General features: G+C 34.7%; 14 protein-coding genes. 10 read left to right on the top strand and 4 right to left on the bottom strand.

Features of this window, described 5'->3' with window-relative positions; translation table 11 throughout:
- Window positions 1–42 precede the first annotated feature (42 nt).
- Window positions 43–678 (top strand): carbonic anhydrase family protein, encoded by a 636-nt coding sequence (locus tag B5X64_RS02240; RefSeq protein WP_079463698.1) that lies wholly within the window; start codon window positions 43–45, stop codon window positions 676–678.
- A gap of 61 nt (window positions 679–739) precedes the next feature.
- On the opposite strand, the gene pth is transcribed toward B5X64_RS02240, so the two are convergent.
- The 4 genes from pth to mfd all read right to left on the bottom strand — a co-directional run bounded on the left by pth (window position 740) and on the right by mfd (window position 6810).
- Window positions 740–1303, bottom strand: coding sequence for an aminoacyl-tRNA hydrolase (gene pth / locus B5X64_RS02235; RefSeq protein WP_079463697.1), 564 nt, complete (start codon window positions 1301–1303; stop codon window positions 740–742).
- Window positions 1304–1390: 87 nt separating this feature from the next.
- A complete protein-coding gene (locus B5X64_RS02230) occupies window positions 1391–2329 on the bottom strand; it encodes a hypothetical protein (RefSeq protein WP_079463696.1) in 939 nt (312 codons plus the stop codon).
- Between the two features lie 100 nt (window positions 2330–2429).
- A complete protein-coding gene (locus tag B5X64_RS02225) occupies window positions 2430–3323 on the bottom strand; it encodes a hypothetical protein (protein ID WP_079463695.1) in 894 nt (297 codons plus the stop codon).
- A gap of 124 nt (window positions 3324–3447) precedes the next feature.
- Window positions 3448–6810, bottom strand: coding sequence for a transcription-repair coupling factor (gene mfd, locus B5X64_RS02220; RefSeq protein WP_079463694.1), 3363 nt, complete (start codon window positions 6808–6810; stop codon window positions 3448–3450).
- A 244-nt stretch (window positions 6811–7054) separates the two neighbouring features.
- Between mfd and B5X64_RS02215 the strand changes: the two genes are divergently transcribed.
- The 9 genes from B5X64_RS02215 to B5X64_RS02175 all read left to right on the top strand — a co-directional run bounded on the left by B5X64_RS02215 (window position 7055) and on the right by B5X64_RS02175 (window position 18043).
- The gene (locus B5X64_RS02215; RefSeq protein WP_079463693.1) at window positions 7055–7444 is read left to right on the top strand and encodes a hypothetical protein; all 390 of its coding nucleotides are present in this window, start codon (window positions 7055–7057) and stop codon (window positions 7442–7444) included.
- A 206-nt stretch (window positions 7445–7650) separates the two neighbouring features.
- The gene (locus tag B5X64_RS02210) at window positions 7651–9501 is read left to right on the top strand and encodes a T9SS type A sorting domain-containing protein (RefSeq protein ID WP_079463692.1); all 1851 of its coding nucleotides are present in this window, start codon (window positions 7651–7653) and stop codon (window positions 9499–9501) included.
- Between the two features lie 81 nt (window positions 9502–9582).
- Complete coding sequence (locus B5X64_RS02205; RefSeq protein WP_079463691.1) at window positions 9583–9840, top strand: hypothetical protein; 258 nt, start codon at window positions 9583–9585, stop codon at window positions 9838–9840.
- A 120-nt stretch (window positions 9841–9960) separates the two neighbouring features.
- Entirely contained in the window at window positions 9961–11460 is a 1500-nt protein-coding gene (locus B5X64_RS02200) for a GH3 auxin-responsive promoter family protein (RefSeq protein ID WP_079463690.1), read from the top strand.
- Window positions 11461–11471: 11 nt separating this feature from the next.
- Entirely contained in the window at window positions 11472–11849 is a 378-nt protein-coding gene (locus B5X64_RS02195) for a hypothetical protein (RefSeq protein ID WP_079463689.1), read from the top strand.
- A gap of 134 nt (window positions 11850–11983) precedes the next feature.
- Entirely contained in the window at window positions 11984–12346 is a 363-nt protein-coding gene (locus B5X64_RS02190) for a hypothetical protein (RefSeq protein WP_079463688.1), read from the top strand.
- 94 nt (window positions 12347–12440) lie between these two features.
- A complete protein-coding gene (locus B5X64_RS02185; RefSeq protein ID WP_079463687.1) occupies window positions 12441–13676 on the top strand; it encodes an MFS transporter in 1236 nt (411 codons plus the stop codon).
- Window positions 13677–13767: 91 nt separating this feature from the next.
- Window positions 13768–15846, top strand: a complete 2079-nt coding sequence (locus B5X64_RS02180; protein ID WP_079463686.1) for a T9SS type B sorting domain-containing protein — start codon at window positions 13768–13770, stop codon at window positions 15844–15846.
- A gap of 112 nt (window positions 15847–15958) precedes the next feature.
- On the top strand, window positions 15959–18043 hold the full coding sequence (locus B5X64_RS02175; protein WP_079463685.1) for a T9SS type B sorting domain-containing protein: 2085 nt from the start codon (window positions 15959–15961) through the stop codon (window positions 18041–18043).
- The last annotated feature ends 83 nt before the right edge of the window (window positions 18044–18126 follow it).

The raw sequence follows: 18126 nt of genomic DNA, 5'->3' as shown, positions 1-18126 counted from the left end.
TTAACTTTAATTTTAATAATAATTCAAAAAATAAATCAATATATGAAAGCACATACATCTGAAACTCAATCTACGATTACTCCTGAAAAAGCATTAAACTTTTTAAAAGAAGGAAATCAAAGATTTGTAGGTAACCTCAAGGCAAACAGAGATCTTTTGGAGCAGGTAAATGCTACACGCGAAGGACAATGGCCTTTTGCAGTGGTTCTAAGCTGTATCGACAGCCGTACTTCTGCAGAATTAATCTTTGATCAGGGATTGGGTGATGTTTTCAGTATCAGAATAGCAGGAAATTTTGTGAATCAGGATATTTTAGGATCTATGGAATTTGGCTGTAACGTAGCAGGTTCTAAATTGGTTGTCGTTTTAGGTCACACAAAATGCGGAGCTTTAAAAGGCGGACTTGATGCTGCTAAAATCGAAGGATTGGGAATGGATAACCTGAACCATTTGATCGGTCATTTCGATCCAATCATTAATACAATCATTGAAGATGGTGAAGAACGTTCTTCTGCGAATGCGGATCTTTTGGAACGACTGAACCAACATAATGTAAAAAACGCGATTGATGAGATCCGCAAGCAAAGTTCTACTTTAAAAAGACTTGAAGAAGAAGGCAAAATTAAAATAGTTGGAGCTAACTATGACGTTGAAACCGGCGTTGTAACTTGGTTATAATAAACATTCATCTTTCATTAATCGTTCGGGCGGAAGCAAAGCTTCCGCCCGAACTTGTTTTTTATTTTCCGTTAAAAGCAGACATTGTATTATTAATTCCTGCAAAAACGAAAGAAAGACAAGCTTTCGAAAATTTCTCTATTCTTTCAGGAAGTTTTTCACGTTCTTCTTCATTCCAAGTTCCAAGAACATAATCAACCTGTCTTCCTTCAGAAAACTCGGCAGAAATACCGAAACGGAGCCTTGCATAATTCTGAGTCTGCAATACTTCCTGAATATTTTTAAGTCCGTTGTGACCGGCATCAGAACCTTTCATTTTCATTCTTAATGTTCCGAAAGGCAAAACCAGATCATCGGTAATAATCATGACATTTTCTAAAGGAATATTTTCTTTCTGCATCCAGTATTTTACAGCATTTCCGGAAAGGTTCATATAAGTATCCGGTTTTAAAACGAAGACTTTCCTTCCTTTATACTTTCCTTCTGCCATCCAACCGAAATTGGTGGTATTGAATGGGGCTTCTAAAGTTTCAGCAATTTTTTCTGCAACTTTAAAACCTATATTGTGACGTGTATTTTCGTATTCCGGGCCTTTATTTCCAAGACCTACAATTAAATATTTCATGAGAATTTTTTTGCAAAATTAAGGGTTCTAAAATAAAAAACTCAACCCTAAAAAGGATTGAGTTTAAATATTTTAAAAAATTATTTATTACAAAGGTTTGTAGAAATAATTAATTCCAAATCCTTGAGTCATATACGTCTGCGGATCATACTTATAATTAGTAGAAACTACAACAGTAACAGGAATCGCTGGTATCATATCTGTTGCAGAAGCTCTTTTAGGACTGTTTGGTGACAAGATTAAACCTCTGTCATCATTAATATCCGTAGATATAAGTACTGAAACTTTATATTCGAATGGCAATAAAGTATATCCGCTGATTTGAGAATCGTAACTGCTAAAATTGAATACGAACTTTTTGTCAGGATCTTCAAATACAGTACCACCAGTAAGTTTACCTACCTCTTTAGCTACTGAAGATACATTATCTCCTAAATAGCTGTACACCGCTTTAGTATAATCTGTGTAAGCAAAAGAAGTAATATCTTCACCCCTTTTCATTACAATAGAAGCTAATTTTGATGTTGTAGAGCTATACGTTAAATTATACATCGATTTTGTTTTTGCAAAAACAACATAAGGACCTGAGGGAGTACCTGGTGGAGATCCTACAGGCGGTGGAGTTCTTCTAAATACTGTTCTATTTTCAGAAATCATTGTTAATTTACTCAAATTACCATATGTATATTGCTGAGTATAAGAAACACTATCTGAATCTATTGTGCCATCGTTATCCAAATCTAGAAAACCATTAAATGTAAGCCTGCTGATTTTATCACCACTCCATTCTACATCGGTTATAGACGCCTTTTCTGTAATAACTTTTGTAAGAAGCAAACCTGTATACTGATATTGGGCAATCATTCCAACATTGGTCACTTCTCTTGATAAAGCTCTTGGCCCAATCAAACCTGTATTTTCATTCAAATCCAAAAGTGGATTTCCTTCTTCATCAGTCAAATCTTTACAAGAATGTATTGAAGAAAAACCTGCTATTAGCAAAATAAAATAGAAAAGTCTTTTCATTATGTAATGGGATTATTTATTTTTTCACAAATATAATTTTTTTTTGTATAAAAATCATATTTTAATTGATATTCTAGCAAAACTAACAATAAAAAACTCATTATAAAGCCTTATAAATATACTTCTGAGTCTGAGACTGAGCTGAAACCGGATAATTCTGTGTATCATATAAATAGAAATATGTTCCAGAAATTACAGGAGCCGGAGCTGGAAATATGAGACTAAAATCTATAAGGTTATTGGCCGATAAAGCAAAAAAATTGTTAGGATGCAGCAAACTCCACATCACAAAAAATGTTTTAGGTAAAGTCGTATAAGGATTTATTTTTGTGTCATAAGAAGAGAAATTATATGTGTAGCTTATCACTGTAGACATATCGGGAACACCTGTATCACTTGTCGCTCCGTTTTCTGTTACAAGCTTTGTAATATTGTCTGCTGTATTGGTAAGGTTATAATTAATAAAGTGAGTGTAAGTAGAGCCCATTTTTTTCTTTTCCACAATCTTCGTCATTTTTCCGGAACTATCATAGGTATAAGTATATTCCATGTTGAAATGTGGCATAGTTCCCAACATTGTATTACAAGTTGTATAATTGATTTTCCCACCTGAATCATAAGTAATATTATAATCGTATGACAAACCATTCGTAGGAACAGCTCCGTTAACTTCCTGCGTAAACTTCACTCTTGTAATCTTTCCTGAAGTGTATGTCGTTGTTGCAACTAAGAAAGAATTAGGGCCGCTTTCTTCTTTAAAAATAGCTTTTTCCAAAACATTTCCAGTAGTTACAAATTCATGATTCGTCACATTATTTACAATAACCTTGTGTAAAATTCGAGGTCCGGTAATTGTTGGTGCGCTTCCACCACTGCTTCCCGAACCTCCAGGATTATTAAGTGTATTATTAATTGGATCTGCGGTTGTGTTATCGCATGAAAACATAAAACCAAGAAGTAAAACGGTGAAACCTCTTAATAAATTTTTAGTCATAAATTATATAGTTATTAGTATCACAAATATAAATCATTTTCAACACTAAAGGATTTATTTTAATATTTTAACAAAAAAAAGTCTAAAATAGCTTTTAGACTTTCACAATTGATATTTTATAGTATTAAATTCCTAAAATAGATTTGAGCAAAACATTCACCTCATCTACATTTTTCACTTTATCTTTTCGCATCATCAGATTATTTCCGTCTTTGCCTGCTTTCTCTTTCAACTGGGCTTGTGCAGGATTTTGAGTTAAATAAGAAATAATATGTCTGAACTTATCGGTCTGATAAAACTTATCTTGCGGGTTACTTGGAAAATAGCCTAAGAAAATTCCGTTTTTCATTACAATTTTTTCGAAACCAATTTCGGCAGCCAACCATTTCAGTGCGACACTTTTCAGTAAGTTAACAGCTTCACTTGGCAAATTCCCAAAACGGTCTTTCAGCTCAGATTCAAATTTCTCCAGATCTTTTTCATTATCAATTTCGGCTAATTTCTGATAAAGCGACAACCTTTCTTCAGTACTCGAAACATAAAAATCTGGAAGCATCAGTTCCAAATCAGTATCGATATTGACTTCTTTTACCGATTTGAAAAGCTTATTTCGGTCTTCTTCATTTTCAAAAAGATTTTCAAAATTTTCATCATCTTTCAATTCTTCAAGCGCTTCCTGCATCATTTTTTGATAGGTTTCAAATCCCATTTCATTAATAAATCCGCTTTGTTCGCCTCCTAATAAATCTCCTGCTCCACGAATTTCCAAATCTTTCATTGCAATCTGGAAACCACTTCCTAAATCTGAAAATTGTTCAATTGCTTCCAAACGTTTTCTAGCATCGGAAGTCATCATATCAAAAGGCGGCGTAATAAGGTAGCAAAATGCTTTTCTGTTGCTTCGCCCAACTCTTCCTCTCATCTGATGTAGGTCTGCCATTCCGAAACGTTGCGCATCATTAATGAAAATTGTATTCGCATTCGGAACATCTACTCCACTTTCAATAATCGTAGTTGCGACCAAAACATCATATTTTCCATCCATAAAATCCAGGACGTTCTGTTCCATTTGCTTCCCTTCCATTTGTCCGTGTGCGGTAATAACTCTTGCATCAGGAACCAATCTTTGAATCAAACCTGCAATATCTTTCAGGTTTTCAATTCTGTTATTGATGAAATAAACCTGCCCATCACGCTGCAATTCATAAGAAACCGCATCACGAATAATTTCTTCGCTAAATCCAATAATATTCGTATCAACCGGCTGTCTGTTTGGTGGTGGCGTTTTGATCACCGAAAGATCTCGTGCAGCCATTAGAGAAAACTGTAAAGTTCTCGGAATCGGCGTTGCAGTCAATGTCAAGGTATCAACATTAGTTTTCATTGTTTTGAGTTTATCTTTTACAGAAACTCCAAACTTATGTTCTTCATCAATAATTAATAAGCCTAAATCTTTAAACTTTACTTTATCTGAAGCCAATTGATGGGTACCAATAACGATATCCATTTTACCGTCTTCCAGCCCTTGTAAAGTTTCAGATTTTTGTTTTGCTGTTCGGAATCTATTAAGATAAGAAATATTCACCGGAAAATCTTTTAATCTTTCCTTGAAACTTCTGTAATGTTGAAAAGCCAGAATGGTAGTGGGCACCAAAATAGCAACTTGCTTACCATCTGTAGCCGCTTTAAATGCAGCACGAATGGCAACTTCCGTTTTTCCGAAACCAACATCACCACAAATCAAACGATCCATCACTCCTTCATCTTCCATATCTTTTTTGACATCAAGAGTTGCTTTTTCCTGATCTGGCGTATCTTCATAAGCAAAACTTGCTTCCAACTCATTTTGAAGATAAGAATCTGGCGAATATTGGAATCCTTTTGCGGTTTTTCTTTCCGCATATAATTTAATCAAATCGAAAGCAATCTGTTTTACTCTCGCTTTTGTTTTTTGTTTTAATGATTTCCATGCAGGAGAACCGAGCTTGCTTAGAACAATCTCTTTTCCATCCGGACCATTATATTTTGAAATTTTATGAAGGGAATGAATACTTACATATAATAAGTCTCCATTTTTATACGTCAATTTAAAACATTCTTGAATTTTTCCGTCGTTGTTGACTTTTACCAATCCCATAAATTTTCCGATACCATGATCGATGTGGGCAATATAATCTCCTACTTTCAGCGACATCAAATCTTTCAGCGTTAGCTGCTCAGATTTGGCAAATGTATTTTTCGCTTTGTATCTTTGGTAACGGTCAAAAATCTGATGATCGGTGTAGACCAGAATTTTGTGATCGGGATCTACAAAACCTTCGTGAAGTTCAGATTTAAAACTTTTAAAAGCCAACTGATGTCCCAGTTCATCAAAAATAGACACCAATCTTTCTTTTTGCTTTTCAGTAGAAAAAGAGATCCATATATCATAACCTTCCTCTTTTTTCTCCTGCAAATCTTCAATTAATAACTGAAAATTCTTGTGAAACGAAGGTTGTGCAGTTTGATTAAGTTTTACTTCTTGAGATTTTATGCTTTCAATTCCTACGCTGCTGAAATCAACGGTTTTGAATTTCTTATAATCGAAAAGAAATTCTTCATCCGAAATAAATAACTCCTGCGGACTTCTGTGCGCAATATCTTTATTTAGATTTTCAAATTTCTCTAAAGATTTTTCATAAAATGTTCTCAGCTTTTGAAGACCAACAATTCCATTTTTGGAAATAACGAAACTTTCTTTAGGCAAAATTTCAAGGAAAGAAACTCTCGTTCCCGAAACTGAAAAATTCATATTAGAAACCAATTGAAAACCGTCTACTTTATCAACTGAAAGCTGGGTTTCTATATCGAAGGTTTTAATATTTTCTACTTCATTTCCAAAGAAAGTGATCCGGTAAGGTTTTTCGTTAGAGTAAGAAAAGACGTCGACAATACCCCCTCGTACAGAAAATTCTCCCGGTTCGGAAACAAAATCTGTTTGATTGAACTGATAATGATTAAGCAATTCATCAACAAAATCAAAATCGAGATGGTCTCCGGTTTTTATTTGATGAGAAATCGCTTTAAAATCTTCTTTCTTCAACACTTTTTCAGACAAAGCTCCAATGTAAGCGACAATAACTTTTGGAGATTTTTCTGAATTTATTTTATTCAAAACCTCAGTTCTCAATACCAAATTGGCATTCTGAGTTTTCTCAACCTGATAAGGCTCCATGTGAGTGGCCGGAAAATAAAGTACACTTTCTTTTCCCAACAAATCTTCCATTTCACTGTTGATGTATAATGCTTCTTCTTTGTCATCTGAAAGAAAAAGAACCGTTTTTTTGTGAGTAAGAAAGAGCTCGGCTGCAAAAACAGAAGCTGAAGAACCTGCACTTCCTCTTACAGAAAGATGCGGCTGGGTATCAATTTGTGAGAAAATTTCTTTTCCAAATTCATTTTTTAGTAAATCGGGAAGGAACTTTTCGCTGATATTTTTTAACTGCATAAATAATGTAGGTATAAAACGACAAAATCGATTTCGGGAGAGCTCCGAAACCGTTTGATTTCATCAAAGATACGTTATTTTTTTATTTTTTAAAATTCAACAATTCAATCAAATTTTAACATAAAAGAACCCATTTCTTAATATCAATACAAAATGTTTTAAAATAAGTTAAAAAAATTAAGGCATTAGCTTTAGGGCATAATCTTTGGAACTTCTCAGTTTATAAACCAAAAAATAAAATATTATGAAAAATGTATTCAAAATTCTAGGAGTTTTTGTGCTTCTTTTTACTGCCTTTTCACTTTCGTCGTGCCGAGATGATGATGACCCGGCAGACAATGATTTTTTCGCAGGAACTTATAAAGGAAGCATTTCATACAATGATAACGACAATGATATTGCAACGGATAATGGCGAAGTTTTCGTTACGAAAATCGCAAGCGGAACGAAGTACAACTTTAGATTCTCTAACGGAATTCCTGACCTTAACGGATTAGAATTTCAAAAACAAGGTGATAACACTTTAGTAATGGTGAATTCTAATGCGCTTGTTTACGTAAGAATTGACAACAACGAACTTAAGATGATTTACACTGCAGATGGTAAAACCTGGAGAGCCAACTGTACAAGATAATATTATAACTATTCATTCATATGTTGCCCGTTTCCAAATTTGGAGGCGGGCTTTATTTTAATATAATATTCTCAAAATAAATGCCTTAAAACATAACTACAATTTATTCTAAAAAGAAAAACCACAAACAAAACCACATCAATAACCGGGGAAATATTCAATATTTTTTATACTTTTACAATTAAACTCACAAAACAACATCAAATATGTCGAAAATTCTATTATCTTTTCTCAATCTCATTGCATTTATCTCATTTAACGCTCAGAGCTTTGAATATTCACGAAGCTGGGGTACTTACATTGGTCCCGTAGATGTAACATCATGGACAGAAAGCGCTACGAAGACTATGCTATTTGACAACCAAAATAACATTCATCTTACTGGTACAGCAAGAGGATATCCCAACAACTACCCCACTTCTTATTATGATCAGTTTAGGGTTGGAAATGGCGGCCAGGGTTTTAAAATAAACCCATTGATAATGAATACAACCAATACCGTCGCTGCCAAACTGAACCCCTCTGGCAATGTACAAACTTATGAATATTACAATTATTTACTAGACAATGACGGCTATAAGAAAAAACTAAAATACATTGATAATAACAACAATCATTATTATGAGTATGCTGCAACAATAATTAATCTACCCGTTACACCGACACAAAATGCCTGGCTGCAAAATGCCAATCACCCACAATTAGGTACAGTTTTAGCCAAACATTCCCCAAATGGCACTTTGCTTTGGGCAACTTATCTACCTGTAGGTAATCAAACTTATATTTATAATCTTCATACTAACATAAGTATTGCTGAAGACGAATCGGGAAATATTTATCTTGCAGGCTCCAGTGATATTAAACAAAATATTGCAACTCCGGGTACATTTCAAGACACTTATCAACTTTTATACAATCAAACTACTGAAATTTTTAATGGATACATTGTAAAATTAAACTCCAATGGTGAGAAAATCTGGGGCACTTATTTCCCTAGCCAAATTTATAATTTAAAATATTATAACAATTCACTATATATTGTAGGAGGACAAGAACCAACAGGCAATCAATACAACATTTCATCTACAAATGCATTCCAAACGGCTCCTGCTAATTTTAACCTTCAAAAATTCAATGCAGAAAACGGCACAAGACTATGGGGCACTTATTATGGGCATTCTGACGGATCCAGTAGAATCAACAGTATAGACGTTAACGAAACCGGAGTTTATGTAATGGGAGATGCACAATCTAATACCATTACACAAGGCTACTTCGGAACTTCGGGAACGCACCAAGCAACGAATGCTGGAAGTTATGATTTATTTCTTAGTAAATTTAATTATTCTGGAGAACGCATCTGGAGTACTTATTTTGGGGGTACCGGTTTAGACCAGGCTTACTCTTGTATGCAACCGCTCGCTTTAAACGGAAATGACATTTATATTACGGGCTGGACATACGGACTTGGAAATAATCTGGCAACACCAGAAACCTACAAATCATCACCAACATTAAATACAAATTTGGCTACCAATCAATTTTTTGTAAAATTCAATAGTAACGGACAAAGAATCTGGGCCTCTTATTATGGAGATTCAAGTCTTGGCTATAATCTTCCTATAAACATCGCTGTTAATAATTCATCTTTATATTTATACGGAGAAACACTTGCTACCACGGGTTATTCAACTCCAAATAGTTGGCAACCACAAATCATAGACCCAAACAGCCAAAAAAAGAATGTTGCTTTTGTGGCAAAATTTGACCTTAAGAATCTTTCTACATCTGAGAATAATAAACCTGAAAAACTGACACTTTACAACAACCCCAATAATGGTAATTTTTCATTAAAAGGCAATATATTGGAAAAAGAAATCTGCACTCTTAAGCTGTATGACATGACTGGAAAATTGGTGCACTCTCAAATATTAGAAAAAAACAAGTCACAACACATCTCTTTAAAAGAAAAACTTCTAAGCGGTACTTACATGGTACAAGTGAACGATAGCAAGAATCACAATCTCGCCAGTATTAAAATGATAGTAAAAAATTAAAATTTAGTTAAAACTTTCAAATTTGATTTTCATTTTGAGATTTTATATAACTTTACTTAAACAAAAAACAATAAATCTGACATGAAAAAAATTCTTACTGCGATGTCCATCATCTTAGGATTAGGATTTGCAACCGCACAACAAGTTGCTCCTGCAACCAAAACAGCTGTAAAAACAACGACTACAAAAGCTGTACAGCCTGTAAAAGCGACTGAAGCCAAAACGGCAAAGCCAGCACAAAAAATGAAAAAGGACGGTACGCCAGATAAGCGTTACAAAGAAAATCAGAAACTGAAAAAAGACGGAACTCCGGATAAAAGATATAAAGTCAACAAATAAAAAAGGCAGATAGCTGCTATTCATAATCAAATTTTCAATAAGCCGATGCCTAGATCATCGGTTTTTTTATTTTTAAATAAAATATTCTTTGAATTCTATACTTATTTATAAATTTGAACCATGTTAAACTTTCTAAAGAAAAATGCAGCGTTGATTTGGGCAAAAAAACATGTTCAAAAAGCAGAAGAATTTAAAAAAAATTCTGAGAAGAATCAGGAGGAATTATTGTTATCTCTTGTAGACACTGCTAAAAAAACTCTTTTTGGAAGAACATATGATTTTGAAAACATCAAGTCTGTAAAAGATTTTCAGGGAAAAGTTCCTGTTGCAGATTATGAAGACCTTAAGCCTTATATCGAAAAAGTAAAACGCGGACAGAGAGATATTTTGTGGACAGAAACTCCCGAATATTTTGCCAAAACTTCTGGCACAACTTCTGGTTCTAAATATATTCCGATTTCAAAAGAAGGAATGCCTTTTCAGGTAAAAGGAGCTCAGAGTGCGCTTTTCCATTATATTGCTAAGAAAAACAATGCTGATTTCGTAGTTGGAAAAATGATTTTCCTGCAGGGAAGCCCGGAATTGGAAGAAGTTTTTGGCGTAAAAACCGGCAGACTTTCAGGAATTGTAGCCCATCACATCCCAAATTATCTTCAGAAAAACCGCTTACCAAGCTGGGAAACCAACCTAATTGACGACTGGGAAGCTAAGGTTGATAAAATCGTTGAGGAAACCGAAAAAGAAAACATGACGTTGATTTCGGGAATTCCACCTTGGTTGATCATGTATTTTGAAAAACTCATTGAGAAAAACGGTAAAAAAATAAAACAGCTTTTCCCAAATCTTCAACTCATCGTTACAGGCGGCGTAAATTACGAGCCTTACCGCGAAAAAATGGAAGAACTTTTAGGCGGAAAAGTAGATATTGTACAGACGTTTCCGGCTTCGGAAGGTTTCTTTGCATTTCAGGATGACTATACCAAAGAAGGATTGTTGCTTTTAACCAATCACGGAATTTTTTATGAATTCATTCCTTTAGAACAATACGGGAAACCCAATGCTCAAAGATTAACTTTAAAAGATATTGAGCTTAATAAAGATTACGCTTTAATTTTGACAACCAATTCAGGTTTGTGGGCATATTCTATTGGCGATGTTGTACGCTTTATTGATAAAAATCCGCACAGAATTTTAGTAAGCGGAAGAACGAAACATTTCACATCAGCTTTTGGTGAGCACGTGATTGCTTTTGAAGTGGAAGAAGCTATAAAAGCGACCGTGGAAAAATTTCCCGCACAGGTTACAGAATTCCATTTGGCTCCGGAAGTAAATCCCGAAGAAGGACTACCTTATCACGAATGGTTTATTGAGTTTGAAAAAGAACCAGAAAATTTAGATGTATTTAAAAATGAGCTCGATGATCAGCTGAGAAAACGCAACACCTATTATGATGATCTGATTTCAGGAAATATTCTGCAAAAACTTCACATTTCTAAACTTCAAAAAAACGCTTTTCAGGAATATGCAAAATCTGAAGGGAAATTGGGAGGTCAAAATAAAATTCCAAGATTGGCAAATGACAGAAAAATAGCCGATTTATTGAAAATTTATAAAAAATAAGATCACATGCTATGAAAAAAATTTTATTCCTTTTAGTAATCATCTCGATGGCATCATGCACATCAGTAAAATACAGCGCAAAAGAAAATCCTGACAATTACAAAAATATAAAAACAGGGAATAAATATACTTTTTATCAGGCTGACGGCAGTAAAATCCCCATGACAATAAGCTCCATTGCAAAAGACAGCATCATCGGAACCAGAAAAAAGGAAAGAATTTCTATTGCAAAGACTGATATTAAAGAAATTAGAAAAGATAAAACAGCAATTGCCGTCATCGCAACAAGCGGAGGTATTGCCGCTGCGACCGTGATAATTGTGGGAATCTCAAAAGCGACAGATGATTTAGCCGACACTGCAGCAGCGTTTGGAAGTGGTTTAAATTAATTAAGATAAATAATCTTTCAAATATAAAATTTATTCATTTTCTACTTTAATATTACAAAAAATATGAGATTTTCTTTTTTAATGAAAACGTATATTCAAAAAAAATTATAAATTTGGAAAACTAAAAAATTATAATGAAAGCATCTGTACTTTTAAAATCATCATTATTAACGTCTTTATTTGTAATCTCATCTTGTGCAACAACAAAGTACAGTGAAGATATTGCACAAAACAATTACTCTAACCTTGAAGCAGGTAAAATCTACATCGTTACGCATAAAGACGGAACTAAAAAACAAAAATTCTTATTCCGCAATATCGATGGAGACAACATCATCGGTACCGCAGGAAAAAAAGACAGTACAGAGGTAATCATTCCTAAATCTAATGTTGCTGCTGTAAAAGACAGATCAAGAGCAAGAGTTGCAGGAGGTGCTGTTGTAATTGGAGCAGCCGCTGCTGCTGCCATTGTAGTAGGTTCTTTGAGAGCTGACTAAAATAGACATTATCTTTCAAAAGGTATTTTATTTATCATTTGAAAATCGAAAATACTGATAGCCTTAAATGAATATTTAAGGCTATTTTTGTAGCATGATTTCATTATTGCCGCTCAAAACATTGCAAAATGTAGAATTCAGGAATCTTCTTACCGGAAGATTTTTTATTGTTTTAGCCTTCAGAATGCTTGCTACTTTGCTCGGTTGGTGGGTGTATCAATTAACAAAAGATCCTTTTTCCATCGGACTTATCGGATTATCTGAAGTAATTCCTGCAGTAAGTTGTGCATTGTATGCCGGTCATGTTATCGATATGAATGAAAAGAAAAGACTGCTCTTGATTTGTAATTATGTTTATGTTTTTCTAATCAGCTTATTGATGATTCCTGCATTTTTGGATGTACAGCTTCATTTTACAGGACACGAAATCACTTACTTTATTTATGGTGTAATATTCTTCACCGGAATTGCAAGAGCTTTTATCGGACCAATTGTTCCGTCGATGATTCCCAAAATTGTAAAGAAAGTCAACCTTCCGAGTGCCATTACTTTAAACCAGGCAACATTTTTGATTTCTTCAGTTTGCGGTCACGCTGCAGGAGGGTTTCTTATCGGATTTTTTGGCGTTAAGTGGACTTTGTTGGTTATCGTATCACTTCTATTGGTTGCCTCGCTTTTTTTCTGGCAGTTGAACAAGCAGTTTTCTGAGCATAAAAAAGATGAAATCAAGGTTTTGGAAAGTATGCGTGAGGGAATCTCTTATATTTTTAAAACTAAAGAAATTTTAGGAGCACTTTGCTTAGATATGTTTGCTGTCCTTTTTGGAGGAGCGGTTGCCATGATTCCTGTTTTCGCTACAGATATTTTAAAATCTGGAGCTGAAGGTTTCGGATTACTTAATGCTGCTTCAGATATTGGCTCGATGATTATTATTACGACATTATCATTGGTTCCGTTAAGAAAAAACCAAGGTAAAATTCTATTGGCTGTTGTAGCAGGTTTCGGAGTGTGCATCATCGGTTTCGGATTGTCACATTATTATTGGCTTTCTTTTATGTTTTTAGTTTTGAGCGGTATGTTGGACGGTATTTCTGTTGTCATACGCGGAACGATTGTACAACTAAAAACACCTGATCATATAAGAGGAAGAGTTTTAAGTGTAAACTCAATTTTTATTATGTCGAGTAATGAAATGGGACAGTTTGAAAGTGGAGTGATGGCTAAACTTTTAGGTGTGGTAAGGTCGGTCGTTTTTGGTGGAAGTATGACCGTCTTAATTGCCTTAATTGTAGGAAGTACTAACTCAAAATTAAGGAAAATGCAATATTAAAAGCATTCTACCGTTATACTATGATATATAATAAAAACTTTAATGTAAAATTAATAAATTCTTTATATTTGTATTAACAAATTTTTCGAAAATGAAAAAAACTCTACTCTTTTTTTTAATGATTATAACGCAGATGATTTTTGCACAATCCAGCTCAGACTGTGGCGGAACTGTGCAAGTTTGCGGAAATACCCCTATTTCTTTTACCCCCACCGGCCCCGGTGATATCAAGGAAGATTTAGGAGGATGTATGACATCTGATGAGCACTTTTCTATCTGGTACACTTTTACCGTAGCTACATCAGGAACTTTAACATTCACCATCGTTCCCAATGCGATGGCAAATGATTATGACTGGGCATTGTATGGCCCGGATGTAGCTTGTAGTAGTTTAGGAACACCTATTAGATGTAACTATTCAGGAACTCCTGGTCTTACCGGATTAAATTTCACCAACACAAATACTACTGCTGATGCTACAGGATCTCCATTTTGTTCATTTATGAATGTGGTGGCGGGGCAAACCTATTACATCGTTGTTGATAACTTCTCGCAATCTGCCAATGGGTTTGTATTAAATTGGGGTGGAACAGCAACATTGGTTTCACCATTTACTGCTGCATTTCAGCCAAATCCATTCATTGCTCCAGGAAACCCGGCAGCAAACCCAACAGCACCGAATGAAGTTATTGTTTGTACTGAACCTCCTGTATTTGATTTTAGCACATTATCTAGCGGAATTATAAACGGTAATCCTAATTTTGTTGCTTCGTATTATAAGAATTCAAATGATGCAATTAGTGGGAACAATCCTATATTAGGACCAATTCCTGTAAATACAACAGACACTTATTACTACGTAATTACTTACGTGGATCCAAGTGCACCAGGTGGCGCTATCAGTAAATGTAGACTCCCTGGAACCTTTAAATTTGTGCAACGTGCAATCAATGTAGTTGATGCTACTTTAACCAGCTGTAACAACAACAATGCAGGAACTGCAATGTATGATTTAACGACTGCAAACGTAATAAACGACCCTACGGTTGTAAAAAAATACTATCCATCGCTTGCAGACTTGAATAATGGAACAAGTGAAATCACTAATCCTTATCAATATGTGTCTGCAGTAGGTTCTGTTTTTGTTTTGGTGACTTCACAATTTGGATGTACTGATATTGCCGAAATCAAATTAACTTTTTATCCTGAGATTATTGTAACTGAAGCTACGTTGAGATCTTGCTTTCTTGAAATTAACCCATCAACAGCACAATTTGATCTTACAGTAGCAACTGTTAATACACAAGGCATGGCGAAGAAATATTATCCTTCAGTGGCCGATGCCATAAACCAGACCAACGAAATAGTACTTCCAGCAAATCATATCGCCCCTACCGGATATGCATACGTAAGAGTTTCTAACGGTAATGGATGCTATAAAATTGCAAAAGTAAATTTAATTGTTATCTCACCTGTATACTCAACCGTTTTGGTAGATAAAATTATCTGTGCAGAAGACAAAACAACTTTAGATGCAGGTCCTGGATTTAGTAGTTATCTATGGAGCACAGGTGCTACGACTCAAACGATAAGCAATGTAGGAGTAGGAACATACTGGGTAAAATTAAAAACCGGCGACTGTACCGCAAAACAAAATGTAAAGGTTTATGCATCTGAGGTACCGGTTGTTTCAAGCATTGAAATTTCAAATAGTACAATTACTGTGCATGTTATTGGTGGTATGCCTTCTTACCAATACTCACTTAATAATAACACAAGCTGGCAAGACTCTAATGTTTTCACCAATATTTCAAGAGGTGACCACACTATTTTCGTTAGAGACAACTACAAGTGTATACCTATTCAAATAAATGTAGTAGTACCAAATATTACTAATGTAATAACTCCAAACGGGGATGGTATGAATGACGTAATTGACTACTCTGCATTATCAGGAAAACAAAATTTAGTTCTTAGTATTTTTGACAGATATGGAGCAAAAATCTATCAGGCTGATAAAACGAATGGATACAAATGGGATGGAACCTCTAATGGAGGTAAAAAAGCTTCAACAGGCAACTATTGGTATTCTGTAACATGGAATGAAAACAACAAACAAAGTACTCAAATTAAATTCTCGGGATGGGTATTATTAAAAAACAGAGAATAACAATCAAAATAAAATTGAAAAGCCACTTATTAAAGTGGCTTTTTCAATTTTAAATAATAAATATATTATTTAATTAATTTTTTGTTAAATTTGTAATTAAAATCATTTGGAAATGAGAAAACTACTACTTTTTTTTATTTTAATTATTTCACAACTCTATTATTCACAATCAGATTGCATATCTGCAATACCTGTTTGTGGTAATTCTGGCTTTTCATACAATTCGCAAGGTCATGGAAACATCCCTGAAGAGCTTGGAGGATGTTTAGCAACCGACGAAAGATATACAGTTTGGTATACATTTACGATTGCTACTTCTGGAACATTAACTTTTACTATAGATCCTGTTGTATTTGCAGATGACTACGACTTTGGTGTATACGGACCCAATGTAACATGTGCAGCTTTAGGAAACCCTATCAGATGTAATTATTCAGGAGCCGATGGACCAACAGGGCTTTCATTATTAGCAACTAATCCCAATGGAGGTGGAGGAACACCTGCACAACCTGCACAATGGAGTAGTTTTATGGACGTCGTTGCCGGTGAAACTTATTATTTGGTAATTGATAACTACTCTCAATCAACAACTGGTTTTTCATTAAACTGGGGAGGTACAGCAACTCTAACTTCGGCCTTTACAGACCCCGCATTAACTCCTAACCCATTTATTACTCCTGGAATACCTAATGCAACAGACCCTGCTCTTCCAAATGAAATTTTAAAATGTAACTTACCTACCTTGTTTGATTTCACGACATTATCAGCAGGAATCATTAATGGAAATGCTAATTTCACCGTTACATATCACGATACTAACAATGATGCAATCGTAGGAACAAGTCCCTTGACAACAGCTATGGTAGATGGAACTACCATTTATTATTATCGAATTAAATACACAGACCCGACCAATCCTACCAATCCTATTAATGGATGCTTTCAATTAGGAAAATTCAAATTTAGACAAGGAAATATTGTACCTAAGAATGCGACACTCAAAGCATGTAATAACAACGGCGCAGGAACAGGAACCTATAATCTTAGCACAGCAGATGTTTTTGACGACCCTACAGCTGTAAAAAAATACTACCCTACATTAGCTGACTTAAATGCAGGGACCAATGAAATTACAAACTTTACAGCCTATGTATCTGCACCTAAAACAATTTACGTAAAAGTGTCGTCACTTGAAGGCTGTACAGCGTACTCTACGATTACTTTAGAGTTCTTCCCTGTAGTGGTAGTTACACCAGCTTCTTTAGAGTCTTGCTTTATTGAGGGAGCTATTACAACTGCTTCTTTTGATCTTACACAAGCTAACGTAACCGCTCAATCAGGAACTATAAAAAGATTTTTCACAACTATGGCAAATGCTTTAGCTGGTACTAACGAAATTATTCCTGCTAACAATTATATCACAACAAGTACAGATGTATATGTAAGAGTAACTAATAATGATGGCTGTTATGCGATCACAAAAATTACATTAAAAGTTTTACCTCCAGTAAAATCGACGGTTCTTAAAGACAAAACTATTTGTTTGGAAGATAAAACTACGCTAGATGCAGGTGCTGGATTTATCGGGTACGAATGGAGCACAGGTGCTACAACACAAGTTATTTCAAATGTTGGTGTAGGTGCTTATTGGGTAAAATTAAAAACTGGTAAATGCTTTACACTTCAGCAAGTACATGTTTATGCTACTCAGCAGCCAGTAATTGCAAGCATCGACATTACAAATAATACAATTACAGTAAACGCATCGGGAGGATCTGCACCATACCAATATTCATTGAATGGAACCGACTGGCAAGACTCTAATGTATTCTCAGGATTACCAAGAGGCGAAAATAAAATTTTTGTAAAAGATTCATTTGATTGTAACCCTGTCCAAATACAAGTTACTGTCCCTAACCTTGTTAATGCAATTACTCCAAATGGAGATAATGTTAACGACGAAATAGACTACTCTGCATTAGCATACAAAAAGAATTTATTATTCGTTGTTTATAACAGATACGGTAATAAAATCTATGAAGCTGATAAAATAAGAAACTTCAAATGGAACGGTACTTCAGGAGGTAAAAAAATCCCTACAGGAACCTACTGGTACACGATTACATGGAACGAAAATGACAAAAACAGTACACCTACCAAATACGACGGATGGGTACTGGTAAAAAACAGAGAATAATATTTCTTCGCAATCATAATAAATCACCTCAGCAATGGGGTGATTTTTTTATTAACACTAAACCTCATCTATTTACCATACTT

The sequence above is a fragment of the Chryseobacterium balustinum genome (assembly GCF_900168205.1).
GTDB classification, from domain to species: domain Bacteria; phylum Bacteroidota; class Bacteroidia; order Flavobacteriales; family Weeksellaceae; genus Chryseobacterium; species Chryseobacterium balustinum.
Note: the sequence above shows the minus strand (reverse complement) of the source record. Positions and strands in the feature narration are given on the sequence as shown.

Coding starts and splice junctions, on each gene's coding strand:
- pth (WP_079463697.1), bottom strand. CDS start 1,303: ATGAAATATTTAATTGTAGGTCTTGGAAATAAAGGCCCGGAATACGAA.
- B5X64_RS02205 (WP_079463691.1), top strand. CDS start 9,583: ATGAAAAAAATTCTTACTGCGATGTCCATCATCTTAGGATTAGGATTT.
- B5X64_RS02225 (WP_079463695.1), bottom strand. CDS start 3,323: ATGACTAAAAATTTATTAAGAGGTTTCACCGTTTTACTTCTTGGTTTT.
- B5X64_RS02180 (WP_079463686.1), top strand. CDS start 13,768: ATGAAAAAAACTCTACTCTTTTTTTTAATGATTATAACGCAGATGATT.
- B5X64_RS02240 (WP_079463698.1), top strand. CDS start 43: ATGAAAGCACATACATCTGAAACTCAATCTACGATTACTCCTGAAAAA.
- B5X64_RS02200 (WP_079463690.1), top strand. CDS start 9,961: ATGTTAAACTTTCTAAAGAAAAATGCAGCGTTGATTTGGGCAAAAAAA.
- mfd (WP_079463694.1), bottom strand. CDS start 6,810: ATGCAGTTAAAAAATATCAGCGAAAAGTTCCTTCCCGATTTACTAAAA.
- B5X64_RS02215 (WP_079463693.1), top strand. CDS start 7,055: ATGAAAAATGTATTCAAAATTCTAGGAGTTTTTGTGCTTCTTTTTACT.
- B5X64_RS02195 (WP_079463689.1), top strand. CDS start 11,472: ATGAAAAAAATTTTATTCCTTTTAGTAATCATCTCGATGGCATCATGC.
- B5X64_RS02230 (WP_079463696.1), bottom strand. CDS start 2,329: ATGAAAAGACTTTTCTATTTTATTTTGCTAATAGCAGGTTTTTCTTCA.
- B5X64_RS02190 (WP_079463688.1), top strand. CDS start 11,984: ATGAAAGCATCTGTACTTTTAAAATCATCATTATTAACGTCTTTATTT.
- B5X64_RS02185 (WP_079463687.1), top strand. CDS start 12,441: ATGATTTCATTATTGCCGCTCAAAACATTGCAAAATGTAGAATTCAGG.
- B5X64_RS02210 (WP_079463692.1), top strand. CDS start 7,651: ATGTCGAAAATTCTATTATCTTTTCTCAATCTCATTGCATTTATCTCA.
- B5X64_RS02175 (WP_079463685.1), top strand. CDS start 15,959: ATGAGAAAACTACTACTTTTTTTTATTTTAATTATTTCACAACTCTAT.